The following is a 24,938-nucleotide window of genomic DNA, read 5'->3' as shown; positions in this document are numbered from 1 at the left end:
CGCTTCGGCATGGAGCTGACGGAGAAGAGCCGCCCACGCATCGGTGTGATGGGTGGCACCTTCGATCCCATCCATCACGGTCACCTCGTGGCCGCGAGCGAAGTGGCCCAGTCCTTCGACTTGGACGAGGTCGTCTTCGTGCCGACCGGCCGCCCTTGGCAGAAGGGAGCGGTGACCCCTGCCGAGCACCGGTACTTGATGACGGTCATCGCCACCGCCTCGAATCCACGCTTCACGGTGAGCCGGGTGGATGTGGACCGCACCGGCCCGACCTACACGATCGACACTCTGCGCGACCTCCACGAGGAGCGGCCCGAGGCCGAACTGTTCTTCATCACCGGCGCAGACGCCATCGCGCAGATCCTCAGCTGGCGCGATGTCGAGGAACTGTGGAAGCTCGCGCACTTCGTGGCTGTGAGTCGCCCGGGACATGACTTGAGTATTTCTGGACTTCCGCAACAGGACGTAAACTTGTTGGAAGTTCCGGCCCTGGCGATCTCTTCGACCGGCTGCCGGGATCGGGTGAGCAGGGGATTGCCGGTCTGGTATCTCGTCCCCGACGGGGTTGTCCAGTACATCTCCAAACACCATTTGTATCGGAGCGTTGCATGACTTTGTGGCCTGATCACTCGGCAGATTCGGGCGCGCCGCCACGCACACGGCGACAGGCCCGGGAGAACGAGCGCACGGCGACCCACCGTGCGGGCGCCGGCGCGTCGAGCCTGGCGGGGGAGTCCTCGGCTGCTGCCAGATCGCAGTCGCGCGAGACCGGGTCCGCCGAGGCTCCTTTCGCCGCGGACGAGCAGCCCACCATCCCACCCACGGCTTTCGCGTCGGGCGGTTTCGACAGTCTGCTGTCCAGCGCTGAGGCCGCCGCGGAGCAGGAGAGACCGGTCGAGAACACCTTCGGGCTGTTCCGGCAGGCGTCCGCCCCAGAAGAGGACGCGCCGCCCACCCGGCCGGTTCCCGTCGTACCGCCAGCGAACGAGGGCGGCAGCTCGGGTGAGCGGCGGCTCACCCGCCGCGAGCTGCGCGCGATGCTTCAGGCGCAGGAAGCCAACCAGCACGCGACCGGCGCCGCGCCGAGCGTCGCCCCGGTGTTCCCGGTGACTGTCACCTCCGACCTGGACGCGGTGCGTCCCACAGAGCCGCCAGCGAGTGCGCCGCCATCCGCTGCCACGGCCTCCGGCGGCATGATGCCCAGCGGCCAGAAGGCGGCGTGGCCGTTCGCGGCACCGGAAGCGGATACGGGCGTCACAGCGTCGCCGGTCTCGCCGTTCACCGCTTTCGGCGCGCCCGCCGACCCCGGGGCATCCCGCCCGGTGGCTCCCGCACCCGCTACTCCCGCATTTGTGACTCCCGCACCGGCATTTCCCTCACCCGGGAAACCGACCGCACCGGAGAGTGGGGATGGCGGCGCAACAGCCGTTGAGGAGCGCCAGCCCTTCACGCCGCCCACGGGGCACTGGTCGGCCGGGTCCGGGGTCGATGAGAAGAACGAGCCGGTCACCACGCGCAACGTCGCGCACTCGGCCGCTGCGACGACGACCAACGCACTGATCCTGCCCTCGCTGCCGAAGTCGGATGCGACACTGCCTCTGACCAGCACCGGTGAGATCCTCGTCACCGGCTCGATCGATCTGCCGCGTGCGCTCGGTGCGACCGGGGCTATGCCCGACCGCATCGACTCCTCGGACATCGACCGGCTGCTCGATGGTGAGGAGAACGAGTTCAACACCTCTGATTCCGCTCCTATTCTCGCATCGCGTGCGATCAGTTCGCACACGTCCACGCGGAGCGTGATCCCGCCGCCGAAGAAGCGCGGGAACGCTCTGCCTGTCGTCCTGATGATCACCGCGGGCGTCCTCGCCGTGGGTGTCATCGGCCTCCTCGTCACCGCTTATGCGCTGAACATGTTCTGATGACGCCTCACCACCCCCGCCGACCCAGCACGAAGGACCGCCACCCGTGACCGCCACCCAGCACGCCAGGGACATCCTGCAGATCGCGGCGGCCGCCGCCGACGCGAGGAGCGGGACGGACATCGTCGCGCTGGACGTCTCGGGCCCGTTGCCGCTGACGGACGCTTTTCTCCTGGTGAGCGGCCGGGTCGAGCGCACGGTCATCGCCATCGCCTCCGAAGTGGAAGACCGCCTCAACGAGGCCGGCATCCGCACGCTGCGCCGCGAGGGCAAGTCCGAGGGACGCTGGGTTCTCCTCGATTTCGGCGACCTCGTCGTCCACGTCTTCCACGAAGAGGACAGGATGTACTACGGCCTCGAGCGCCTGTGGAAGGACTGCCCGGTTCTCCCTGTGGCCGTCCCCGAGCACGCCGAGTAATCTCGGCTGGTTCCCGGCTTTGTCTGAGAGTTCTCTCATGAAAGCTGGTTTGGATGGAGCTATGAAGTGTCCCACCGACAACAGCACCCTCATCATGAGCGAGCGCACCGGCATCGAGATCGACTACTGCCCGGAGTGTCGCGGCGTGTGGCTTGATCGCGGCGAGCTCGACAAGATCATCGAGCGTTCCGCAGTGCCCGCGGCTGACCCGACCCCTGCTCGGTACGATGAGCAGCGCTTGCACCCGCACAACCCGTATCCGCAGAAGAAGCGTCGCGAGAACTGGCTCAGCGAGCTCTTCGACTGAGACCGCCAGCGGTACACGCCCGGGATGGCGCACCGATTTTCGCCGGGCTGCCCGGGTGTAGTACGCTGAACGGGTTGTCCTGGGAAGCCAGGGAAACCTAAATTCATGGGTCTGTGGCGCAGCTGGTAGCGCACCTGCATGGCATGCAGGGGGTCAGGGGTTCGAGTCCCCTCAGATCCACCATTTGGTCGAGGCTGCTCTCGTAGACGTCGGTGATTTCCGAGGTCGCGTCCAGGTTCTCGGTGAGGGCGCTTGTGGTGGAGAACGCCTGGTCGCACAGTCGCTGGCCCCGAAGGCGGCCGATCGGCGCTCAGACCCGACCATCGCGGCTCCCGTAGGACCGCTTCTGATCCGAACAGAGACTTCGCCACCGGGGCACCGGGGTGGAACGTACTCTCGAAGCTTCCGCCATGATTCCCTCGTTTATCCGAAACGAGGGCTCGACGTGTGAGAGCGTTCTCAGTGTCGGGGCTCGTTTCGTCGGCGCGTGAATGCCCCGCTCGGTAGGATTCTGCCGAGCCCGACCTCGACGAGTGAACCCCCATGAGGATAGCCATGACCGATTTTCCGCCCCGACATGTCCGCGTCGCCCGCGGTCCGGCTGCTGTTCGGCATGGGCGGTTGCCGCGTCGGCGGGCAGCGCTCTCCGCGCTGAGGCTGCTGTCCGGCGTGATCGCGGTCGCCCTCGTCAGCACGGCGTTCGTCTCCGCTTATGCGGTGTGGGACGTGTCGCGCTCCGTGAAGAAGGGCGTCCAGCTGGTCGCCCTCCCTGGGCACACCGCCGCGCCGCAGGACGTCCCGGACGTCGGCGCCATCGACGGCGGCGTTAACCTGCTCCTTGTGGGCACGGACAGCAGGAGCGGACTCGGCGGTGTCTACGACAATGCCGCTGAGCAGGACGCGTCCAGCGGCCAAGGGAACAACGATGTGACGATGCTGCTGCATATCGCTCAGGATCACAAGAGCATGATGGTCGTCAGCTTCCCGCGTGACCTGATGGTGTCCATGCCGGAGTGCCCCGCGCTCAAAGGGGGTGGAACAGTCCGTTCCTCCTCCTCCGCGATGTTCAACACGGCTCTCTCGCGCGGCGGGCTGCCGTGCGTGGTGCTGACGGTCGAGAAACTGACCGGTGTGCAGATCCCGTTCGCGGCGACGGTGAACTTCAACGGCGTCAGCGCCATGTCGAACGCCGTCGGTGGGGTGGCGGTCTGCCTGGCCACACCGGTGAGCGACGCCTACACGAACCCACCGCTGCATCTGCCGGCGGGGGAGAACACGCTGGTCGGCGACCAGGCGCTCTCCTTCCTGCGCAGCCGCCACGGCGTCGGCGACGGCAGCGATCTCGGCCGCATCTCGAACCAGCAGGTCTTTCTCTCGGCGCTCGCGCGGAAGATCGTGAGCGGCGGAGTGCTGTCGAATCCGGTGCAGCTGTACGCGCTCGCGAAGGCTGTCGTCGCGAATGTGACGCCGTCGCAGACGCTGACGAACCCGACGACCCTGGTGCAGATCGCGCTGGCGCTGAAGGACACGGGTCTTGAGAACATGGTTTTTCTGCAGTATCCGACGGTCTCCGATCCGGACAACGCGAACCGGGTGGTTCCGCAGAGTTCGGCCGCGAAGGTGGTCAACCAGGCGCTCGTGCAGGATCACTCGGTGAAGCTGACCGGGACGACCGGCCGCGCGGCGGAGGAGCCGAACGCCACGCCCACGCCGACTCCGGCTGTCACCGAGTCGGCGACGGAGCCACCGGCCATGTCGACGCCGACCGGCGGAGGGTCTGTCGAGCTGCCCTCGAACGTCACCGGGCAGACCGCGGCACAGCAGACCTGCACGAAAGGCAACAACTGACACCGCCCGCGAAAGCCCACACGCCACGGCGGGTCGGCGCGACCAGAGAGCGCCACCCGAACCAGCGTCGAACGGCAGGATTGTGAGCCGTGCCCCACGGCCGGCCAGCACGGTGAGAAGCGGACGGACAGGGAGGCCCGGGCCGACAGCGATGAGCGCCGTCGCGGCGATGAGGCAGACGAAGGCGATGACGCCGCTCATGAGCGGGCCGATGCGGTGCGGGAAGCCCCGGATGCCGGTGCGGGCGTCGTCAGCCAGGTCGGGGAGGACATTCGTGAGGTGCGCGGCGACCCCGAGCAGGGCGCCGGCGGCGATCACCCACGGTGCAGGCCACACGGGCGTCGCCCGGCCGAGTGCGGCGATGGCGGGGAGGAGCCCGAAGCTCACCGCGAACGGGAGGAAGGAAAGGGCGCTGCGCTTGAGGCCGGCGTTGTAGCTCCAGCCGCCCGCGATCGCGACGGTGTGGACGGTGAGCGCGCCCGGTCCGAGCAGGGCGGTGGCGGCGAGCGCGAGCGCCAGGGCGGCGAACGCGGCCGTGCGGACGACCGGAACGGGGATGTCGCCGCGGGCGGCATCCATCCAGTCGTTGGACCAGCCGATCGAGAGCTGTCCGAGCAGGACGGCGAGAGCGAGCAGTGCCAGCCGCCCGGGAGGGTAACCGAGCCCGAGTCCGAGCCCGGTGGCGACGACGGTGACGACGAGGGCGGGGCCGGGGTGGCTGCACAGGAGCAGCGAGACGGGCGCGCTCCGGGTCGGCATGGGCTCATCGTAAGCCTTCGGGCGGCGGGGGAAAGAGAGCGGGTCGGGAGGCGCTTTTTCGGATTCTCTGGAATAGTCGTCCGATGTCGGCCGTTGCACGGGCTTTGACAGCTGTTCCTCAGCGATATCTTCCGATCAAGGAGAAACCGAATGACCATCGAGATCCCCGGCTACAAGGTCGGCACCTGGACCATCGACCCTGCGCACAGCGAGGTCGGCTTCAGCATCCGCCACCTCATGATCAGCAAGGTGAAGGGCGTCTTCGAAGACTTCGACGCCACCTTCGTCACAGCCGAGAATCCGCTCGAGTCGAGCGTCACCGCCCACGCCCGGGTCGCCAGCGTCAACACCAAGAACGCCGACCGCGACGCACACCTCCGCACCGGCGACTTCTTCCTCGCCGAGGAGCATCCGACCATCGACTTCGTCTCCACCGGCGTGCGCCAGGAAGACGGCGAGTTCCTGGTCGATGGCGACCTGACCATCAAGGGCGTCACGAAACCGGTCACCTTCGAGTTCGACTTCGGTGGCTTCGGCCGGGATATGTACGGCAATGACAAGGCTGGAGCGACGGCCAAGACCACAATCAACCGCGAGGACTTCGGCCTCACCTACAACGCGGCACTGGAGACGGGCGGCGTGCTGCTCGGCGACGATGTGACGATCGCGCTGGAATTCCAGGCGGTGCTGCAGAAAGGCTGACCGGCCCTCGCGACAAGCGCCCCGTCCCCGCTTCCGAAAACGGCTCGGGGACCGGGGCGCTTTCCGATCCCGCTCGGAACGACGCAGGGGCTAAGCGGGTTCGGTCACGAAGTCGATGAGGCGCTCCACCGGGCCGAGCAGATCCGGTTCCAGGTCCGCATACGTCCGCACCCGGCCGAGGATGCGCTTCCACGCCCGCGCGATGTCGGCCTGGGTCGCGTGCGGCATCCCGAGCGTCTGGCAGATCCCGTGCTTCCACGGGATCGAGCGCGGGACGCTCGGCCACGCCGTCAGTCCCACCCGCTCGGGCTTCACCGCCTGCCAGATGTCGATGTACGGATGCCCGACGATCAGCACGTGCTCGCCGTGCTTCCCCCGCGCGACCTGCTCGGCGATCCTTCTCTCCTTCGATCCGGGAACGAGGTGGTCGACCAGCACGCCGATGCGCCGGCCGCGGGCCGGTGCGAAATCGCGCACGATCGCATCCAGATCGTCCACACCGTCCAGGTACTCCACCACGACGCCCTCGACGCGCAGATCGTCGCCCCATACCCGCTCCACCAGTTCAGCGTCGTGCCGGCCCTCGACGAAGATCCGGGAGGCGCGCGCCACCTGAGCGTTCGCCTCGCCGGCCGAAAACGAGCCGGACGCGGTTCGCGTCCGTCCGCCGGCCGCGCGCTTCGGGGCGACCAGCCGCACCGGCGCCCCGTCGATCAGGAAGGAGCCCCCGAGGGGGAAGACGCGTCTCTTCCCGAAGTAGTCCTCCAGCTCGACCGTCTGCGCTTCGAGCCGGGTGATCGCACCGCAGAAGCCGCTGACGGCCTCCTCGACGACGAGGTCGCGCACAGCCTCCGCTTCGGGCACGGGGCGGCGCCCGGCGTTCCGCCAGTCGCCAGCGAGCACATCGGTTCCGTAGCGGTCGTCCATCACGTGAGGGAGGCTAAGGGATGCCGTGGGAGCGGCGGCCGAGGCGCACCGGCGAGGCCCGACACGGTTCTCCGGCCGCTGTCTCCGCCGGTCGTCCCGTCCGGAGGTCCGCTGGGAAACGCGGCTAAGCGAGGGTGAGGAAGAGCTTCTCCAGCTCGTCCGGGTCGGTGGCGTCCTCTGCCTCGGGATCGTTCAGGCACTCTCTCAGAGCGGTCGAGATCACGAGGAAACCGGCCCGGTCGAGTGCTTTCGAGACCGCCGAGAGCTGCTGCACGACATCGCGGCAGTGGGCGTCCTGCTCGACCGCTTTGATGACCGCCGCAAGCTGTCCGTGGGCCCGACGCAGGCGGTTCGCGACCCTCCGTTTCGCCTCGGCGTCGTGCGCGGCCGGGATCCATTCGATGCGGGCGTCAGCGTTCATGGCGTCACTTCCGGTTGAGGGGATTTGACGTCGAATATACCCCCATGTGTATAGTTAGTGGCAACGCAAAATACCCCCATGAGTATTTTCTCCCGGGCTGATGACGCGATTCGGCGATCACAGGAAGAAAGGACCGGAACCATGTGCCAAGCGGTGAGGTGTCGAACCTGCGGGAAGACGACCTGGGCGGGGTGCGGTCAGCACATTGAGGCGGTCAGGCGGAGCGTTCCGGCCTCCCAATGGTGCAGCGGCAAGCACACCCAGGCCGAGATCGATGCGGCCGCGGCCGATCGCGGCGGGATCTTCTCCCGTCTGCTCGGTCGCCGGTCCGATTGAGGGAGCGGAGCGGATGGCGACCACGCAGCTCGGCTCCGGCGGCATCGCTGCGGTCGTGAACAGCAAGCGGATCGTCCTCGTCGCCGTCGGGGCGGCGTCCTGCGGTCAGCGTCGGGCTTCCGTCCCGACACCCGAACGCGCCTCACACCAGAGCCTCCACCACCGCGAAGGGACTGAAAATGCTGCTTGAGCGTATTTATGACGAAGACCTCGCGCAGGCGAGCTATGTCATCGGCTGCCAGGCCGGCGGCAAAGCCATCGTTGTCGACCCCCGCCGTGACATCGGCGTCTATCTCCGTCTCGCTGCGAAGAACGGCCTGCGCATCGTCGGCGTGACCGAGACTCACATCCACGCCGACTATCTCTCTGGCACACGCGAGCTTGCCGCGAAGACAGGAGCGACGGTCTACTTCTCTGGTGAAGGCGGACCCGGCTGGACATACGGCCGCCACTTCGACAGCGCAACGAAGATGAAGCACGGGCATCGCATCCAACTCGGCAACGTCGTCATCGAGGCGGTGCATACACCCGGCCACACCCCGGAGCACCTGTCGTTCCTCGTGACGGACGGTGCGAAGGCGGACGAACCGGGCTTCATGCTCACCGGAGACTTCGTCTTCGTCGGCGACCTCGGCCGTCCCGATCTGCTCGACGAGGTGGCTGGATTCGTCGATTCCCGGTTTCAGGGAGCGAGAGACCTCTTCGCGAGCCTGCGCCACCGCTTCCTCACCCTGCCCGACTTCGTACAGGTGCTGCCGGCGCACGGCTCGGGTTCGGCATGCGGCAAAGCCCTGGGTGCGGTCGCCACGTCCACCGTCGGCTATGAGCGCCAATTCTCCTGGTGGGGCGGGTACCTCGCGCGTGGGGACGAGCAGGGCTTCGTCGACGAGTTGCTCAGCGGCCAGCCCGACGCACACGCCTACTTCGCCCGAATGAAGCGGCAGAACAAGTCCGGCCCTGCGGTGAGTGGCGAGGTTCGGGAGCTGGTCGAGTACACGGCAGAGGAACTGCGACGCGGACTGGCCGACGATGCGCTGCTCTTCGTCGACACCCGTCACAACGCCGACGTGCATGCCGGCACTGTGGAGTCCTCGCTGAACATCCCCGGAGGCAAGGCGGCCAGCTATGGCGCCTGGGCGGTCGACCCCGAGACCGAGCAGCGCCCGATCGTGCTCCTCGCGGGCTCCCGTGAGAAAGCCTCGGAGATCCGGGACCATCTGCTCCGTGTCGGCATCGACACCATGCGCGGCTATATCGTCTCGCTCGACGGGCTCGAACTGGTGAGGCCCCGCCTGGTCGCGCCCGAAGACCTCGATGACCTCGAGCGGACCATGCTCATCGACGTCCGGAACCGCACCGAGTACGGCGCCGGCCACCTGCCCGGCGCCGAGCAGATCTCCGGCGGCCGTGTGCTCTGGGACCTCGACCTCCTCCCCGACCCCGACGCCGGAACGATCGTCACCTACTGCCAGAGCGGGGTGCGCAACAGCGTCGCAGCGAGCGCACTGCGCCGCGAAGGGTACGACGTCGCCGAACTCGACGGCAGTTACGCAGCCTGGCTCGCGATCCTGGGCAACACCCCCGTCACCGGCTGACCTTCCCGCCCGGTGCCTCGTGGAACCCCAAGCGGCCTCTTTCTTCGTCGTTGGAACGACCAGCGCCAGCAGCCTGCTCGGCCGCGCGAGAGCCGGCCGGCGCTCGCTCGCCGCCTGGCTGAGCGGTTAGCGGAAGCAGCGGCGTCTTGCCCGCTCTCCCCTCAGACGGTCTGCGGTCCCGTCACGAGACCGCATCGAACTGCGAGCAGTGCGCGCTCCCGCCCCTCCGGCCGGAGCGCGCGTCAGCAGCGCTCACCCGCCGGTCGCGCCGAAGAGCAGGCCGAGAAGGTAGGTCGCGGCGGCGGCGCCGAACCCGATGCCGAGCTGGCGCAGCGCGCGCTTCCAGGGGGATGCGCCCGAAAGCAGCCCGACGATCGCGCCGGTCCCCAGCAGAACCAGCCCGACGAGCACCGAGGCGACGATGACGGCGCTCGTCCCGGTGAGCCCGACGAGGTAGGGCAGGATCGGGACGAGCGCACCCGACGCGAAGAAGCAGAAACTCGACAGCGCCGCGTTCCAGCCGGTGCCGATCTCCTCGTGCTCCGCGTCCTTCCCGCCCGGGCCTGGCATGGGGGAGGAGTGGGCCCCGAGGGTGCTGAGCACCTCGTGCGCGTGCGCGGTCGCCTCCTCCGGGGACATCCCACGAGCCCGGTAGACGAGCGTGAGCTCGTTCTCGTCCACATCCAGGTCTGGCAGCGCGGAACGGGTCGCTGGATTGGGGGTGGACGCCTCCAGCAGTTCGCGCTGCGAGCGCACCGACACGTACTCGCCGGCGCCCATCGACAGCGCCCCCGCGAGCAGCCCCGACACACCGGTGAGCAGCACGATCTCTGTGGCGACGCCGCTCGCGCCCACGCCGAGCACGAGCGCGAGATTGCTGACGAGACCGTCGTTCGCCCCGAACACCGCCGCGCGGAATGTCCCCGACAGCCGCTGCCGTCCGCGAGCGGCGAGCGCGCGCACGACTTCCTCGTGTACTTGTTCGTCGGCCACCATCTGCGCGGTCGCGTCTGCGTCCGTCGCATACGGTGAGCGGGCCTCTGCCCGCTGGGCCAGCGCGAGCACGAAGACGGAGCCGAACCGGCGGGCGAGGACGCCCAGCGCCCGGGTCCGGATGTCACTGCGCAGAGGCTTTCCGGCCTGGTCGCCGAGCAGATCCAGCCAGTGCTGTTCGTGGCGGCCCTCGGCGTCGGCGAGAGCGAGCAGGATCTCGCGCTCCTCGCCGTCCCGGCGTCCTGCCAGATCGCGGTAGACGGCGGCTTCCGCCCGCTCGTCGGCCAGATAGCGCCGCCAGCGCTTGAGGTCGGCGGGGGAGGGGGTGCGTGATGTGGTGCTCATCAGTGTGCAAGCCTAGGCGACGGGCGGGCGCCGGGCGCGGTCCGTCGCTGTTCGCGCTGCAAGGCGGGAAGCACAAAGCACACGGCGAAGGCTCCGGATCTCGCTCTTGCTGAGCGGCTTCGGGGCCTTCGTCTTCGGTGTCCGAGGGGGGACTTGAACCCCCACGCCCTATACGGGCACTAGCACCTCAAGCTAGCGCGTCTGCCATTTCCGCCACCCGGACGAGGTGTACACAGCCGCCGATCGTTACGGCTGCCGAAGAAAGACCTTAGCACGAATGCGAACGACGGCTTCATTCCGTCGTGCAGCCCGGGCGTGGCGGCGGTCCCGGTAGCGTTGTCGTATGACCGATGCTCTGTCCGACCCAGCCACGCCCCCTGAGCTCGACGAGACCGCGATCATCGCGCGGGACCTCATCCGTTTCGACACCACCAACTACGGAGAGGGAAGGTCCAACGGCGAGAGTGCCGCTGCGGAGTACGTCGAGGCGCGGTTGAGCGCGCTCGGGCTCGCGCCGAAGCTGTTCGACTCGGAGCCCGGCCGAACGAGCGTCGTCGCCCGGGTCGAGGGCAGGAACTCCGGCAAGCCCGCGCTGGTGGTCCACGGCCACCTCGACGTCGTCCCCGCCGACCCGCGCACCTGGACGGTCGACCCGTTCGGGGGCGAGATCGAAGACGGAATGCTCTGGGGGCGTGGAGCCGTCGATATGAAGAACATGGATGCGATGATCCTGACCGCCGTCGGGGACATCCTGAGCGCAGGGGAGCGGCCGGAACGCGACCTCGTCCTCGCCTTCTTCGCCGATGAGGAAGACGGCGGCCGGCGCGGCTCCCACTTTCTGGTGGACAGCCACCCCGAACTGTTCGCCGGAGCCACCGAGGCCATCAGCGAGGTCGGCGGCTACTCGATCGACCTCGACGGCCGCCGCGCCTATCTGCTGCAGACGGGAGAGAAATCTCTGGTCTGGATCAAACTCATCGCCCGGGGCCCCGCCGCACACGGTTCCCGGCTCATCCGGGACAATGCGATCACCCGCCTCGCGGAGGCTGTCGTCGCCATCGGCCGCCGCGAATGGCCGCTCCAGCTCACGGCGACCACCACCCGGCTGGTCGCGGAGCTGGGCCGCCTCCTGAACGTCGACCCCCAGCGGGTCGGCCCCGACGAGGTCGTGTTGCGCACCGGCACGGCGGCGGGCTTCATCCTGGCCACCCTGCGCGCGACGAGCAACCCGTCGCTGCTGAAGGCGGGCTACAAACACAACGTCATCCCGGACACCGCGGAGGCGCTGATCGACATCCGCACCCTTCCCGGCGACGAGGACCGCGTGCTCGCCGAGATCCGCGACCTGGTCGGCGACGAGGTGGAGATCCAGGTCCTGCACTGCGACATCGGGCTGGAAGCGGACTTCGGCGGTGAGCTGGTCGAGGCGATCGCCGCGACGCTCGAACGCCACGATCCCGGCGCGCCCGTGCTCCCGTACCTTCTCTCCGGCGGCACGGACAACAAAGCGCTCAGCAAGCTCGGGATCACCGGGTACGGCTTCGCGCCGCTGCGACTCCCCAAGGAGCTCGACTTCCCCGCACTGTTCCACGGTGTCGACGAACGTGTGCCCCTCGAGGCGCTAGTGTTCGCGAGAACCGTCCTGCGCGACCTGCTGCGCAGCTACTGAAAGGACGCATGGACTTCCTCAACGCCCTCATCCTGGGCCTCGTCCAGGGACTCACCGAGTTCCTGCCCATCTCCTCGAGCGCGCACATCCGCATCGTCGGTGAGCTGCTGGGCACGGGCGGGGACCCGGGCGCCCGCTTCACCGCGATCATCCAGCTCGGCACGGAGGCCGCCGTGCTGCTGTACTTCTGGCGCGACATCGCGCGGATCGTCTCGCGCTGGGTCCAGTCGCTGTCCGGCAGGGTGCCGCGTAGCGACCCGGACGCCCGGATGGGCTGGCTGGTCATCCTGGGCAGCGTTCCGATCGTCGTCCTCGGCCTGGCGTTCCAGAATGCGATCGAGACCACTTTCCGCTCGCTCTGGATCGTCGCCGTCACGCTCATCGTCTTCGGCATCCTGCTGGGCATCGCGGACGGGGTGGGCGCGAAGACCCGCCGCCTCCGCGAGCTGACCTGGGGCAACGGCATCGTCTTCGGCTTCGCGCAGGCGCTCGCGCTCATCCCGGGCGTGTCCCGCTCCGGCGGAACGATCACCGCCGGGCTGTTCATGGGGTACCAGCGTCGCGCCGCCGCCCGGTACTCCATTCCTGCTCGCCATCCCCGCGGTCTTCGGCAGCGGCTTGTACCAGCTCTACAAGGCGTTCAAGGAGCCGTGTGCCGAAGCGCTCGCGAAGGCCGGACACTGCACCCCCGAAGTCTTCGGACCGGTCGAGACCGCTGCGGCGACCGCGGTCGCTTTCGTGGTCGGCCTGCTGGTGATCGCTTTCTTCATGGGCTATATCTCCCGGCGCAGCTTCCTGCCGTTCGTCGTCTACCGCATCGCCCTCGGTGCGCTGTTGATCGTCCTGCTGAGCACCGGCGTCCTCACCCCCTGATCTTCGCCCCGGGTCTTGGCCTCCTCCGATGTCGGAAAAGGGAGGAGATGTTGGGCGACTTGCGGGAGAAAATCAGGAAAGGGAGGAGTTTTCGGACATTTGGGTAGGAAACTCCTCCGTTTCAGGAGAGGTCGAGCGAAGGAGCAGAAGGCGGGGTCAGCCTCGGCGGGGGTCGTCGCCGGCGCGGCCGTCGCGACCATCGCGGCGGCGGAGGTAGCGCTCGAACTCCTGGGCGATCGCCTCGCCGCTGGCTTCGGGGGAGTCCACGGTGTCGCGTGCCTGCTCCAGCTGCTGGATATAAGCGGCCATCTCGTCGTCGTCCACAGCCAGCGCGTCGATCCCGGCTTCCCAGGCTGTGGCCTCCTCCACCAGCGAGCCACGCGGGATGGTGACATCCACCAGCTCTTCGAGTTTGTCGATGAGTGCGAGCACCGCTTTCGGGCTGGGCGCATTGTGTACATAGTGCGGAACGGACGCCCAAATGGAGATGGTCGGAATGCCGACCTCCTCCGCCCCTTCGGCGAGCGCGCTCAGGATGCCGACCGGCCCCTCGTACGCAGAGCGTTCGATGCCGAGCTCCGCACGGACGGCCGCGTTCTCGCTCGAAGCGAAGACGGAGATGGGGCGCGTGTGCGGCACGTCCGCCAGCATTGCGCCGAGGAAGACGATGGCGCCGATGTCGGAGGCCAGGGCCACATCCATGATCTCCGCCGTGAAGCTGCGCCAGCTGCGCGAAGGCTCGGTGCCGAGGAGGAGGAAGATATTGCCCGCGTTGGCGCCGGTGGCATCGAGAAGCACGTCGCTGGCGAGCGCGTCGCCGGTGTCGCCGGGGCGAGCCGGGCCCAGAACCTCCGCGGACGGCCAGATGAGGCGCCGGCGGCCGTCGTCGTCCGCGACGACCGGCCGGTTGAACTGGAAGTCGAAGTACAGCTCGGGGTCGACCTCGGCGACCGGGACGACATCCAGCTGGTCTTTGAGCGTCTTGACGGCCCCGCTGGCGGCCTCGCCAGCGTCGTTCCACCCTTCGAAGGCCACCACGAGGATGCGCCCTCCGAGGATGCTGTTCGCGTCAGTCACGGGGCGTTCTGGTCCTTTCGTCCGGCGACCGGTCGGGACGCCATCCCTCAAGAATAAGCCCGAGGCCGCCGGGATAGACTTGTCTGCCGTGACCCAACTGACTCCGCACGCGATGCCGGCCGCCGTCTTCTGGGATATGGACGGCACACTCGTCGACACCGAACCCTACTGGATGGATGCGGAGCGCGAGCTGGTGGCCTCGTTCGGCGGCGTCTGGACTCACGACGACGCTCTCCTCATGGTCGGTCTCGGACTCTGGAACTCGGCCGAGGTCCTCCGCACCCGCGGCGGCGTCGAGATGGAGGCGGATGCGATCGTCGCCTGGCTGACCGGGCGGGTGTGCGAGCGTCTCTCGGCCGATGGCGTGCCGTGGCGTCCGGGAGCCCGCGAGCTCCTCGCGAGCTTGCGCGAGCGGAACGTTCCGACGGCCCTCGTGACCATGTCGCTGCGCAGCATGGCGGAGCAGATCGTCGATCGCATCCCGTTCGCCGCGTTCGACGCCATCGTCAGCGGCGACGAGGTGGACGAGCCGAAGCCGCATCCCGAGCCGTACCTGCGGGCAGCGCGGCTGCTGGGCGTGGAAGTGCGCGAGGCTGTGGCCATCGAGGATTCGCTGGTCGGTCTCGCCTCCGCCGTCGCCTCGGGCGCCGTCGCGATCGGCGTGCCCCACATCGTGCCCTTGCCCGAGTCGGAGGAACACACGCTGTGGCCGACCCTCGAGGGCCGCTCGGCCGAGGATGTCGCCGCGGCCGCCGCGGCCAGGAGGGAGGCCCTGTGACCGGCGTCAGCCCCGAGCGTGCCCCGCGCAGCTCCGGACCGTTCCGCGCGGGCGACCGTGTGCAGCTCACCGGGCCCAAAGGCCGGATGAACACGATCACCCTCGTCCCGGGCGCGCTGTTCCACAGCCACCGCGGCGTGCTCGAGCACGACGCTGTGATCGGCCAGCACGACGGTTCGGTGGTCGTCAACAATGTGGGCGTCGAACATCTCGCGCTCCGTCCGCTGCTGAACGACTTCGTGATGTCCATGCCCCGTGGCGCGGCCATCGTCTATCCGAAGGACGCCGCGCAGATCCTCGCCCTCGCCGACATCTTTCCCGGCGCCACGGTCGTGGAGGCGGGCGTGGGCTCCGGCGCCCTCTCGCTGTGGCTGCTGCGCGCGATCGGACCGGAGGGCCGACTGCTCTCGTTCGAGCGCCGCGAGGAGTTCGCGGAGGTCGCGCGCGACAACGCGGCCTCCTTCCTCGGCCGCGATCCGGAGAACTGGACCGTCGCCGTCGGCGATGTGCAGGACGCCCTGCCCGCCACCGTCGAGCCCGGCTCCGTCGACCGCGTGGTCCTGGACATGCTCGCGCCCTGGGAGACGCTGGAGGCGGTGTCCGCCGCGCTCAAACCCGGCGGGGTCGTCCTCTGCTACATCGCGACCGTGACCCAGCTCTCGCGCGTGGCCGAGGCGATCCGGGCGACCGGCCACTACACGCATCCCCAGTCCAGCGAAACGATGGTTCGTGGCTGGCATGTCGAAGGGCTGGCCGTCCGCCCCGACCACCGCATGATCGCGCACACCGGTTTCCTCCTCACCGCTCGCCGGCTGGCGCCGGGCACGGTGCTTCCCGAGCTGAAGCGACGTCCCTCCAAGAGCGACTACTCGGACGCGGATGTCGAGGCCTGGACGCCCGGAGCGCTGGGCGAGCGCCAGTCCAGCCCGAAGAGCCTCCGCAAGCGGATGCGCGAGGCGGCGGCGAGCGCCGACCTGGCCCGCGACCGGAACGAGGACGCTCCGGGCGTCGACTAACATGAGGGAGGCCGCCGCGAAAGCAGCGCGACCGCTCACCACCGATCGGATCGAAAGAGGACCCGTGCGCAGAGCAACCGCACTCGGAAGAACGTCCGCCGTCGTCCTGGCCGCCGCCCTCGTGGCCGCCGCCCTAGTGGCCGCCGCGCTCAGCGGATGCTCCTCGGACCCCAACGCCGATTGCGGCACCGAGCTGACCGCGGGCAAGGCCTCCGCCCTGGTCTCGGCCACCGGAAGGTTCGGCGGCTCGCCGACGGTGACGGCGCCGTCCCCGATCTACACCGCCTCATCGCAGCGCAGCATCCTCACCGCAGGCAGCGGCGACCGCGTCCACAAGGGCGACTCGATCGAGCTGAGCTACACTCTGGTCAACGGCGTCACGGGCCAGATCGCCGGGCAGAGCCGCGGCACACAGTGGTTCCCGCTCGGCTCCGACCCGATCAGCAAGGGTCTGCAGTGCGCGGCCGTCGGCTCTCGCGTCGCGATTGTGCTCTCGCCCTCGGACGCCGGCTCGCAGGACAAGAGGACCTCGCCGATCTACGTGATCGACATCGTCAAGTCCTACCCCTCGGCCGCCAACGGCGCGGTGCGTCCGGCCGCTTCGGGCTTCCCGACCGTGGTGCTCGCCCCGACCGGCCAGCCCGGCATCACCATCCCGTCCTCGGGCTCCGCACCCCAGAGCGTGCGCAGCGAACTGCTCAAGGCCGGTGACGGTGCGACCGTCAAGAAGGACAGCGAGATCGTCCTGAACTACACGGTCGTCGGCTGGGAGAACAAGAAGATCGTCACCAGTTCGTGGACCGCAGGGATTGCGGACCTCGCGAGTCTGGCGACCGGCCAGAGCACCATCCAGAGCCAGAACCAGAGCGTGCTCCCGCAGAGCATGCTGAAGGAACTGGTCGGCCAGAAGACCGGCTCGCAGCTGGTCATCGAGACGCCCGCCTCCGGCGGCTTCCCCGCTTCGGCCTGGGTCGTGGACATCCTCGGCATCCGCTGACCGCCTCGGCTGCCCGGACTCGTCCGCGGACTAGAATGAGCGGGTGTCTCGATCCTCGTCCTCGCGTGTCCCGGTCGAGGAGCGTCTGTTCAGCCTCGTCCTGGCGCTGCTCGCGACCGAGAACGGGCTGACCAAGAATGAGATCCTGTCCACCGTCCAGGGCTACCGCCAGCGTTTCGACGCGCACGGCGGCAACGCTTCCCTGGAGCGCCAGTTCGAGCGCGACAAGGACGACATCCGGGAGCTCGGCGTGCCCCTGGAGACGGTGGAGTCGCCCGAGTCGGCCGGCAACAACCAGCTGCTGCGCTACCGCATTCCGAAGGGTGCCTACGACCTGCCTCAGGATGTCGTGTTCTCACCCGAGGAGATCACCCTGCTCGGCCTCGCGGCCACGGTCTGGCGCGAGGGCTCGCTCTCCGGCGAGTCCCGGCGTGCGCTCCTGAAGCTGCGTTCCCTCGGGGTGGAGGCCGACGACCCCATCGTCGGCTACGCGCCCCGTCTGCGCGCCCGGGAGAGTGCGTTCGAGCCGCTCAGCCAGGCCCTCGAGCGGCATGTCCTCGTCCAGTTCCCCTACCTGAAGCCCGGCGAGAGCGCGTCCCGGCTGCGCACTGTCGCCCCGCTCGCCCTGGTGCAGCACCAGGGGCGCTGGCATGTGCGGGGCATGGACCAGGACGCCGGGGAGGCGCGCACTTTCCTCCTCTCCCGCATCGTGGGCCCGGTCAAGCTGACCGCGCGCGGGTTCCGGCAGGAGGAGGGCGACTTCGCCGCGCAGGCGCTCGCGGAGCTGGATGCGATCTGGGCGGCCAATGTCGCGGAGGTCGAGGTCACAGTCGGCACCGACGCGGCGACCCGTCTGGGCAAACGCTCCGGCGATGCGGTCCCGATCGCGGGCGCAGGGGAAGCGTTCCGGCTTGCGGTCAACTTCTCCGACATCAACATCCTCGCCGATCAGCTCGCGAGCTTCGGCCCGGAGGTACACGTGATAGCCCCTGAGGAGCTGCGCGACAAGGTGCTCGGACGGCTGCGCGCGACGGCGGCGGCGCACGAGGGGAGCGTGCATGGCTGAGTGGAGGCGTCCGATGCAGGCGCAGGACAAACTGGCCTTCCTGCTCGCACTCGTGCCCTACCTGATGGACAGGGACCGGGTGAGCGTCGCCGAGGCGGCCCAGCACTTCGGCGTCGACCAGGAGAGCATGCGCGACGCCGTCCGCCTCATCGCGGTCTCCGGCATCCCGGGGGAGACCACCGCCTACCAGCCGGGGGACCTGTTCGACATCGCCTGGGACGATTTCGAGGACAACGATCAGATCGTTCTCACCCACCAGGTCGCGATCGACGACTCGCCGCGCTTCTCCGCCCGGGAGGCCGCCGCGCTCATCGCCGGACTCCAGTACCTCACGGCCCTGACCGAGAACGCCGACCGCGATGTCATCGGCTCGCTCATGGCGAAGCTGGCCCGAGGAGCCTCTGCGGCCCCCAGTCAGGTGGCCGTCGCCCGCTCGGAGTCGGACGAGGCTCTGGCGACCATCCGGGATGCGGTGGTCGCCGGCGCCCAGCTCGAGTTCGCCTACCGGAATTCGCGCGGCGAGCGGAAGCGGCGCCGTGTCGATCCGCTGCGCGTCGAATCCATCGACCAGGACTGGTATCTGCGCGGCTGGGACCATCTCCGGACCGCGATCCGCACGTTCCGTCTCGACCGCATCGACGACCTCGTGGCCACCGATGAGCCGATCTCCTACCGGCCGGGCGATGTCACGCTCCCGGAGACGCTGTTCGAGGGCACCCCGGAGGACTCACTGGTCACGATCGAGGTCTCCGCCTCCGCTGTGCCCCTGATCGAGGACTACATCCCCGAGAACGCGGTTCGCCAGGAGCGCGACGGGCGGCTGCGCACGAGTGTCCGCGTCGCCCACTTCCACGGCCTCAAGCGGCTGGTCGCGGGACTCTCCGGTGTGCTCACCGTTCTCGATCCGCCCGAGGCGCGTCGTGTCGTCGCGGAATGGGCTCGTGCGGGCGCCCGTCGATACCGTTAAAATAGCCACATGGTTTGGTGGTCGTGGCTCCTGATCTGGCTCGCGCTTGTGCTCGGCCTCCTCGGGATGCTCGCGTTCTTCGCCTGGTGGCTGTTCCGCAAGCTGATGGCCGCCGCCTCGGAGACGGCGGCCCTCCTTGAGAGTACTGAAATACTGACACGACGTATGCAGGAGGTGCGGGAGGCTCCCTTTCACCCTGCTGTGCTCCTGGACGCCACGCAGCTTCGCGATCGGCGTACGCAAGCGCTCGCGAACCGGGCCTTTGTTCGGCAATCTCGCAGGGATTCACGGGTTAGGCGCGGTAAACTGTTGATTAACGCGAACCCGTTTCGTCAAACCCACCTCACCCAAAGGACTTGATCATGCTCGGCGGCCTCACCGGATGGCATCTGCTCATCATTCTCGCAGTCATCCTGCTCCTGTTCGGCGCGCCGAAGCTTCCCGCTCTGGCCAAGAGCGTCGGGCAGTCCATGCGGATCTTCAAGGGTGAAGTCAACGAGATGAAGAAGGATGGCGATAAGGAGAAGGGCGAAGGTGGCGGCACCGCCCCGACGACCGACACGGGCACCTCGTCCGAGCAGAACTCCAAGTAACGCCGTGGCCTCGAAGAAGCGAGGCAAGAACAGCGAAGGCAGGATGTCGCTTGCCGAGCACTTCATCGAGCTTCGTAAACGCCTCTTCCGATCGGCGATCGCTCTGTTCGCCGGAGCCGTCGTCGGCTGGTTTCTCGCCTCACCCATCATGAACGCGATGCGTGGGCCTGTCACCGACATCGCCGCGCAGCAGGGCCGTGAGGCCATGCTCAACTACGACAGCATCACGGGGGCGTTCGACCTCAAGATGCAGATGGCGATCACCATCGGCGCCATCATCTCCAGTCCCGTTTGGCTGTGGCAGATCTGGGCGTTCTTCGTCCCCGCGCTGACGCGCCGGGAGCTGAAGTACGCCTTTGGGTTCTTCTTCACCGCCGTGCCGCTGTTCATCGCGGGAGGCTTCGTCGGCTGGTTGCTGGTGCCGCACATCGTGAGCCTGCTGACGAGCTTCGCCCCGGAGCAGGACTCGGCGATCATCGGCGCCAAGACCTACTTCGACTTCATCATGAAGCTTGTCATCGCCGTCGGGGTCGCGTTCGTGCTGCCTGTGTTCCTGGTGCTGCTCAACTTCGTGGGGGTGCTGAGCGCCAAAACGATCATCGCGTCGTGGCGCTGGGCGATGATCGCGATCGTCCTCTTCACGGCGATCGCGACGCCCGCGGCCGATGTGCTTTCGATGTTCCTGCTGGCGATCCCGATGGTGTTCCTCTACTTCGGGGCCTACGGCGTGTCGTGGCTGCACGATCGCCGGGCCGCCAAAGCCGCCCAGCGGTTGGAAGCCGACCTCCCCGTCTAGGCCAGGCCGATCGGCCGCGGGGGACGGCTGTGAGCGCTGGGGCAGAGCATAGGCTGGTGCGGTGACCGATCAGCAGCAGCTCTCCCTGGCCGAGCGCTTCGCCGCTTCCCGACAGCGTACACGGCAGCCCCTGCTCGAGACGTTCCTGGCGGGGCTCCGCTTCGACCTTGATCCGTTCCAGCGGGAGGCGTGTACGTCCCTGGAGAACGGCCGGAGCGTGCTCGTGGCCGCGCCCACCGGCGCGGGCAAGACGATCGTCGCGGAGTTCGCCGTGTTCCTCGCCATGCGCGAGGCGAACGCGAAGGTGTTCTACACCACTCCGATGAAAGCTCTGAGCAACCAGAAGTTCCAGGAGCTCCAGGACACCTACGGTCCCGAGTCGGTCGGTCTGCTCACCGGCGACACGAACATCAACTCGCACGCCCGGATCGTCGTCATGACGACCGAGGTGCTGCGCAACATGCTTTACGCGGACTCCGATCTGCTCGGCGATCTGGCGTACGTGGTGATGGACGAGGTGCATTACCTCGCTGATCGGTTCCGCGGCGCTGTGTGGGAAGAGGTCATCATCCATCTTCCCCCGCCGGTGCGGATGGTGTCGCTCAGCGCGACGGTGTCCAACGCGGAGGAGTTCGGCGACTGGCTGCAGGCGGTCCGCGGCGACACGGACGTCGTCGTCTCCGAGGAGCGTCCGGTGCCGCTGGAGCAGCACATCCTGATGCGCTCCAAGCTGATCGACCTGTTCGACTCGTCGGGGCTGGCGGCGACCAACCGGGTGAACCCGGAGCTCGTTCAGATGGCACGCTCCGGGGGCCGCGTGCTCAGCAGCCGGCAGACGCGCGATGTCGGCCGGCGCCATTCGCGCGGGGGACGGCCGGACTCGTTCCGGATGAACCGCGCCGAGATCGTGCGGCTGCTGGACGAGCACAACCTGCTTCCCGCCATCTTCTTCCTCTTCAGCCGCAACGGCTGCGACGCCGCCGTACAGCAGACTCTGCGGGCTGGCGTCCGGCTGACCGAGCAGCGCGAGCGCGACGAGATCCGCTCCATCGTGGAGGAGCGCTGCCGCACACTGCTGGACGAGGATCTCGCGGTGCTTGGCTATTGGGAGTGGCTGGAGGGGCTGGAACGCGGCGTCGCCGCCCATCACGCCGGTATGCTGCCGGCGTTCAAGGAGGTCGTGGAAGAGCTCTTCCGCCGCAAGCTGGTCAAGGTCGTGTTCGCGACGGAGACGCTGGCGCTCGGCATCAACATGCCGGCGCGGACCATCGTGCTCGAGAAGCTCGAGAAGTTCAACGGCGAATCCCGCGTTCCGATCACACCGGGGGAGTACACGCAGCTGACCGGACGTGCCGGGCGGCGTGGCATCGATGTGGAAGGGCACTCCGTCATCCAGTGGGAGGACGGTCTTGATCCGCAGTCGGTCGCGTCGCTGGCCTCGCGGCGCAGCTACCCCCTGAACTCCAGTTTCCGGCCGACGTACAACATGGCGGTCAATCTGATCGACCAGTTCGGACGGCAGCGCACCCGGGAGATCCTGGAGTCGTCGTTCGCGCAGTTCCAGGCCGACCGCGCGGTGGTCGACCTGGCGCGCAAGGTCCGCCAGCAGGAGGAATCGCTCGCCGGCTACGAGAGGGCGATGACCTGCCACCTCGGCGACTTCCGCGAGTACTCCCGTCTCCGTCGCGAGCTCACCGATCTGGAGCGCAAGGGCCAGCGGCTCGACAACGCCTCGCGTGCCGATCGCGATCGCCGCCAGCGGCAGCTGACCGAGCTGCGCAAGCGGATGCGCGAGCACCCGTGCCACCGCTGCCCGGATCGAGAGCAGCATGCCCGCTGGGCCGAGCGCTGGTGGAAGCTGAAGCGGGAGACCGACCGGCTCAGCGCGCAGATCCAGTCCCGCACCGGCGCCGTCGCGAAGGTCTTCGACCGCGTCTCGGATGTGCTGGACGAGCTGGGCTATCTCGTCGTCGACGACGGCGCGACGCAGTTGACGGCCCACGGCCGCACTCTGAAGCGCATCTACGGCGAGCGCGACCTGCTCGTCGCCGAGTGCTTGCGCCGCGGCACCTGGAAGGAGCTGGACGCTCCGAGTCTCGCCGCGATGGCCTGCGCCCTCGTCTTCGAGCCCCGCCGCGACGACGGGCTGGGGCACGACCGGGCGCTGCCACAGGGGGCTTTCCGCCCCGCGCTCGACAAAACGACCGACCTGTGGTCCCGGCTGGACGATCTGGAACGGGAGAATCGCCTGCCCGGCAGCGAGCCGCCCTCCACCGCTCTGGCGCTCGCGATGCACCAGTGGGCTCGGGGCTCGGGGCTGGACGCCGTGCTCCGCGAGGCGGATATGGCCGCGGGCGACTTCGTCCGCTGGACAAAACAGACCATCGATCTGCTCGATCAGCTCTCGCTGGTCGCTCAGGGGAAGGTGGGACGCACCGCACGGCAGGCGCTGGACGCCATTCGCCGCGGCATCGTGGCGTACTCGTCCGTTGCCTGAACGACGCACCGAGCGCGACGCCTTAGGCTCTCGAATCGTGACCCGACCGCCTCGCACTCCGCTCCCGCTCTGGTTCGCGATCCTCCTTGCCGCCGCTGCGGGACCGGTGCTGGACGCGGGTTTCCCTGATCGCGACTGGTGGCCGCTCACCTTCGCCGGTATCGCGATGGTGCTGCTCGCGCTGCGCGGCCGTCGCGCCGGGGCGGCCTTCCTCTTCTCCTGGGGTCGCGTCGCCGAGTCGCAGTCGGAGAGCCCCCTCGCGCCGCTCGCCGCCTGGCTCGGCATCGCGGGTCTCGGATTCGCGATGGTGTGGCTGGTGGCGCTGCTGATCGAGCTGGGATTCGCGGCCGAGGTGCGCAGCGTCCAGCGCTGGGCTCTGGCCGGCATCGCCGTCGCCCTCGTGTTCGCCATCCCGGCCTGGCCGACACCCACGCACGGGACTGTCCGCATCGCCGCGGTCCAGGGCAATGGCCCCGCGGGGTACTTCGACAGGGCGCCGGTCGGCGCCGTGTTCGACACCAGGTCGAGGAGACTCAGAGGATCTCGCCCGACGAACGGGTCGATGTGGTCCTCTGGCCCGAGGGCTCCGCGCTGCCCGACCCGACCCGGGACCCGGATGCGGCCGCCGTCCTCGACGCGCTCAGCCGTCGTTACGGCGCCCCGTTCGTCGTCGGCACCATCACGGAGCGCGACGGCGAGTACTTCACCTCGTCGCTGAAGTGGGAGGCGGGAAAAGGCGCTTTCGACCAGTACGACAAGAAGCATCCGATATCCCTTCGGCGAGTACGTCCCCGATCGGGCGTTCTGGCGACTGTTCGCGCCCTCGCTCATCGACCTCATCGCCCGCGACTACACACCGGGCACAAAGGCCAATGTCGTCGACATCGACGGTGTGCGCGCCGGCATCTCGATCTGCTTCGACATTGTCGACGACCAGCTGCTGACCGATATGATGCGGGACGGCGCGCAGGTCATCCTGGCCCAGACAAACAACGCGGATTTCGGCCAGACCGACGAGAATCAGCAGCAGCTGGCGATCGCCTGTCTGTGTCACTGTTAGCGGGCTCCGGGTTGTCGGAGTTGTCTGGCCCCGGCGGCGACTTGCCGGGCTGGTTGTGTCGAAGCTAAGAGGTGGTTTCAGTAGTCGGCGTGGCGGTGGTTGTTGTGGCTGGTTAGCGGGGATGCTGGTCGAGTGTCGACGCTTGCTGAGGATCGGTTCATTACGGATATGTTGTGGGAGCGGCTGGAGCCGTTGATTCCGCCTCGGCCGCCTGTGGTCAATGGGCGGGCTGGGCAGCCTCGGGTTCCTGACCGGAAGGTGTTCGCTGGGATCGTGTTCGTGCTGCTGACGGGGATCCCGTGGAGAAGCTCCCGCCCGAGTTGGGGTATGGGTCCGGGGTCACTTGTTGGCGGCGTCTGCGTGAATGGTCCGAAGCGGGCGCGTGGGATGCACTGCGGAAGATCATGCTCGACGAACTCGGCCAGGCTGGCATGATCGACTGGTCAAGAACCTGCCTGGACTCCGTAAGTGTCCGGGCGAAAAGGGGGGCGATCTCACTGGACCTAACCCCACGGATCGTGGGAAACGGGGCACCAAGTACCATGTCCTGACCGACCGCAACGGACTCCCGCTGCATGTGGAGATCTCCGGCGCCAACCGACACGACTCCATGCTCGTGGAACCTGTGTTAGACAACATCACCGCGATCAAGGGCGTCGGCCGCGGTCGGCCCAGACGCCGCCCGGTTATCTTCCACGCCGATAAGGCTTACGACAACCGCCGCGTCCGCTGTTACCTGCGTTGTCGTGGGATCAAGGCACGCATCGCACGAATCGGAGTCGACTCCAAACAGTGACTGGGTAAACACTGTTGGGTAGTCGAACGCACCATGGCCTGGATCCTCGCCTTCCGGAAACTCGCCACTCGCTACGACCGCACCGCCTCAACGATCACGGCGCTCGTCGCTCTAGCAATCGCGATCACCAGCGCCCGCAAACTCACCAAAAACGACTACTGAAACCATCTCTAAGTGGCC

At 68.1% G+C, this 24,938-nt stretch carries 23 protein-coding genes, 2 tRNA genes and 3 pseudogenes; 22 read left to right on the top strand and 6 right to left on the bottom strand.

The window, feature by feature from the left end; all coding sequences use genetic code 11:
- Positions 1 to 9: 9 nt before the first annotated feature.
- The 6 genes from nadD to O159_RS06775 all read left to right on the top strand — a co-directional run bounded on the left by nadD (position 10) and on the right by O159_RS06775 (position 4,495).
- Positions 10 to 612 carry a nicotinate-nucleotide adenylyltransferase gene (nadD, locus tag O159_RS06800; protein ID WP_021755009.1) on the top strand — a complete coding sequence of 201 codons (603 nt, stop codon included), beginning with the start codon at positions 10 to 12 and terminating at the stop codon, positions 610 to 612.
- Positions 609 to 1,922: a hypothetical protein gene (locus O159_RS06795; protein WP_021755008.1), complete on the top strand. Its 1,314-nt coding sequence runs from the start codon at positions 609 to 611 to the stop codon at positions 1,920 to 1,922. The genes nadD and O159_RS06795 overlap by 4 nt, the downstream gene beginning before the upstream one ends.
- Positions 1,923 to 1,968: 46 nt before the next feature.
- Positions 1,969 to 2,340 carry a ribosome silencing factor gene (gene rsfS / locus O159_RS06790; RefSeq protein WP_021755007.1) on the top strand — a complete coding sequence of 124 codons (372 nt, stop codon included), beginning with the start codon at positions 1,969 to 1,971 and terminating at the stop codon, positions 2,338 to 2,340.
- Positions 2,341 to 2,401: 61 nt separating this feature from the next.
- Positions 2,402 to 2,647, top strand: a complete 246-nt coding sequence (locus O159_RS06785) for a TFIIB-type zinc ribbon-containing protein (protein ID WP_021755006.1) — start codon at positions 2,402 to 2,404, stop codon at positions 2,645 to 2,647.
- Between the two features lie 107 nt (positions 2,648 to 2,754).
- Positions 2,755 to 2,830, top strand: a tRNA-Ala gene (locus tag O159_RS06780).
- A 372-nt stretch (positions 2,831 to 3,202) separates the two neighbouring features.
- On the top strand, positions 3,203 to 4,495 hold the full coding sequence (locus tag O159_RS06775) for an LCP family protein (protein WP_021755005.1): 1,293 nt from the start codon (positions 3,203 to 3,205) through the stop codon (positions 4,493 to 4,495).
- Positions 4,496 to 4,660: 165 nt separating this feature from the next.
- On the opposite strand, the pseudogene O159_RS13995 reads toward O159_RS06775, so the two are convergent.
- Positions 4,661 to 5,254, bottom strand: a pseudogene (locus tag O159_RS13995) (UbiA family prenyltransferase); the annotation flags it as partial.
- 150 nt (positions 5,255 to 5,404) lie between these two features.
- Here O159_RS13995 and O159_RS06760 point away from each other — a divergent pair.
- Entirely contained in the window at positions 5,405 to 5,956 is a 552-nt protein-coding gene (locus O159_RS06760; protein ID WP_021755002.1) for a YceI family protein, read from the top strand.
- 90 nt (positions 5,957 to 6,046) lie between these two features.
- Here the strand turns inward: O159_RS06760 and O159_RS06755 are convergent, their stop codons facing one another.
- On the bottom strand, positions 6,047 to 6,883 hold the full coding sequence (locus O159_RS06755; protein ID WP_021755001.1) for a DUF3097 domain-containing protein: 837 nt from the start codon (positions 6,881 to 6,883) through the stop codon (positions 6,047 to 6,049).
- A gap of 124 nt (positions 6,884 to 7,007) precedes the next feature.
- On the bottom strand, positions 7,008 to 7,304 hold the full coding sequence (locus O159_RS06750; protein ID WP_021755000.1) for a metal-sensitive transcriptional regulator: 297 nt from the start codon (positions 7,302 to 7,304) through the stop codon (positions 7,008 to 7,010).
- Between the two features lie 349 nt (positions 7,305 to 7,653).
- Here O159_RS06750 and O159_RS15000 point away from each other — a divergent pair, with 349 nt between their 5' ends.
- Positions 7,654 to 7,830: a hypothetical protein gene (locus tag O159_RS15000; RefSeq protein ID WP_169725671.1), complete on the top strand. Its 177-nt coding sequence runs from the start codon at positions 7,654 to 7,656 to the stop codon at positions 7,828 to 7,830.
- Positions 7,820 to 9,235, top strand: a complete 1,416-nt coding sequence (locus O159_RS06740) for an MBL fold metallo-hydrolase (protein WP_021754998.1) — start codon at positions 7,820 to 7,822, stop codon at positions 9,233 to 9,235. The genes O159_RS15000 and O159_RS06740 overlap by 11 nt, the downstream gene beginning before the upstream one ends.
- Positions 9,236 to 9,487: 252 nt before the next feature.
- Here O159_RS06740 and O159_RS06735 read toward each other — a convergent pair whose 3' ends face one another.
- Positions 9,488 to 10,573, bottom strand: coding sequence for a VIT1/CCC1 transporter family protein (locus O159_RS06735; RefSeq protein ID WP_021754997.1), 1,086 nt, complete (start codon positions 10,571 to 10,573; stop codon positions 9,488 to 9,490).
- 138 nt (positions 10,574 to 10,711) lie between these two features.
- Positions 10,712 to 10,796 (bottom strand) — tRNA-Leu (locus O159_RS06730).
- A 120-nt stretch (positions 10,797 to 10,916) separates the two neighbouring features.
- On the opposite strand from O159_RS06730, the gene O159_RS06725 reads away from it, so the two are divergent.
- Complete coding sequence (locus O159_RS06725) at positions 10,917 to 12,242, top strand: M20/M25/M40 family metallo-hydrolase (RefSeq protein ID WP_021754996.1); 1,326 nt, start codon at positions 10,917 to 10,919, stop codon at positions 12,240 to 12,242.
- 8 nt (positions 12,243 to 12,250) lie between these two features.
- A pseudogene (locus tag O159_RS06720) lies at positions 12,251 to 13,115 on the top strand (undecaprenyl-diphosphate phosphatase).
- Positions 13,116 to 13,271: 156 nt separating this feature from the next.
- On the opposite strand, the gene O159_RS06715 reads toward O159_RS06720, so the two are convergent.
- Positions 13,272 to 14,192: a PAC2 family protein gene (locus O159_RS06715; RefSeq protein ID WP_021754993.1), complete on the bottom strand. Its 921-nt coding sequence runs from the start codon at positions 14,190 to 14,192 to the stop codon at positions 13,272 to 13,274.
- Between the two features lie 112 nt (positions 14,193 to 14,304).
- Between O159_RS06715 and O159_RS06710 the strand changes: the two genes are divergently transcribed.
- From O159_RS06710 to O159_RS13985, 11 genes and pseudogenes are all read left to right on the top strand, one after another.
- The gene (locus tag O159_RS06710) at positions 14,305 to 14,970 is read left to right on the top strand and encodes an HAD family hydrolase (RefSeq protein WP_081689941.1); all 666 of its coding nucleotides are present in this window, start codon (positions 14,305 to 14,307) and stop codon (positions 14,968 to 14,970) included.
- Positions 14,967 to 15,986 carry a tRNA (adenine-N1)-methyltransferase gene (locus tag O159_RS06705; protein ID WP_021754991.1) on the top strand — a complete coding sequence of 340 codons (1,020 nt, stop codon included), beginning with the start codon at positions 14,967 to 14,969 and terminating at the stop codon, positions 15,984 to 15,986. Before O159_RS06710 ends, O159_RS06705 begins: the two co-directional genes overlap by 4 nt.
- Before the next feature lie 64 nt (positions 15,987 to 16,050).
- Positions 16,051 to 16,983, top strand: a complete 933-nt coding sequence (locus O159_RS06700; RefSeq protein ID WP_043994116.1) for an FKBP-type peptidyl-prolyl cis-trans isomerase — start codon at positions 16,051 to 16,053, stop codon at positions 16,981 to 16,983.
- 43 nt (positions 16,984 to 17,026) lie between these two features.
- Positions 17,027 to 18,049 carry a helix-turn-helix transcriptional regulator gene (locus O159_RS06695; RefSeq protein WP_021754989.1) on the top strand — a complete coding sequence of 341 codons (1,023 nt, stop codon included), beginning with the start codon at positions 17,027 to 17,029 and terminating at the stop codon, positions 18,047 to 18,049.
- The gene (locus tag O159_RS06690; RefSeq protein ID WP_043993600.1) at positions 18,042 to 19,016 is read left to right on the top strand and encodes a helix-turn-helix transcriptional regulator; all 975 of its coding nucleotides are present in this window, start codon (positions 18,042 to 18,044) and stop codon (positions 19,014 to 19,016) included. Before O159_RS06695 ends, O159_RS06690 begins: the two co-directional genes overlap by 8 nt.
- 362 nt (positions 19,017 to 19,378) lie before the next feature.
- Positions 19,379 to 19,609 (top strand): Sec-independent protein translocase subunit TatA, encoded by a 231-nt coding sequence (gene tatA / locus O159_RS06680; RefSeq protein ID WP_043993598.1) that lies wholly within the window; start codon positions 19,379 to 19,381, stop codon positions 19,607 to 19,609.
- Between the two features lie 43 nt (positions 19,610 to 19,652).
- The gene (tatC, locus tag O159_RS06675; protein ID WP_043994114.1) at positions 19,653 to 20,405 is read left to right on the top strand and encodes a twin-arginine translocase subunit TatC; all 753 of its coding nucleotides are present in this window, start codon (positions 19,653 to 19,655) and stop codon (positions 20,403 to 20,405) included.
- A 61-nt stretch (positions 20,406 to 20,466) separates the two neighbouring features.
- Entirely contained in the window at positions 20,467 to 22,902 is a 2,436-nt protein-coding gene (locus tag O159_RS06670) for a DEAD/DEAH box helicase (protein ID WP_021754984.1), read from the top strand.
- A 37-nt stretch (positions 22,903 to 22,939) separates the two neighbouring features.
- The gene (locus O159_RS06665) at positions 22,940 to 23,620 is read left to right on the top strand and encodes a hypothetical protein (protein WP_052323481.1); all 681 of its coding nucleotides are present in this window, start codon (positions 22,940 to 22,942) and stop codon (positions 23,618 to 23,620) included.
- Positions 23,621 to 23,794: 174 nt separating this feature from the next.
- A complete protein-coding gene (locus O159_RS15700) occupies positions 23,795 to 23,962 on the top strand; it encodes a hypothetical protein (protein ID WP_330216814.1) in 168 nt (55 codons plus the stop codon).
- A gap of 99 nt (positions 23,963 to 24,061) precedes the next feature.
- A pseudogene (locus tag O159_RS13985) lies at positions 24,062 to 24,920 on the top strand (IS5 family transposase).
- The last annotated feature ends 18 nt before the right edge of the window (positions 24,921 to 24,938 follow it).

It is taken from the genome of Leifsonia xyli subsp. cynodontis DSM 46306, from assembly GCF_000470775.1.
GTDB classification, from domain to species: Bacteria; Actinomycetota; Actinomycetes; order Actinomycetales; family Microbacteriaceae; genus Leifsonia; species Leifsonia cynodontis.
This window is presented reverse-complemented; position numbering and strand designations above follow the sequence as displayed.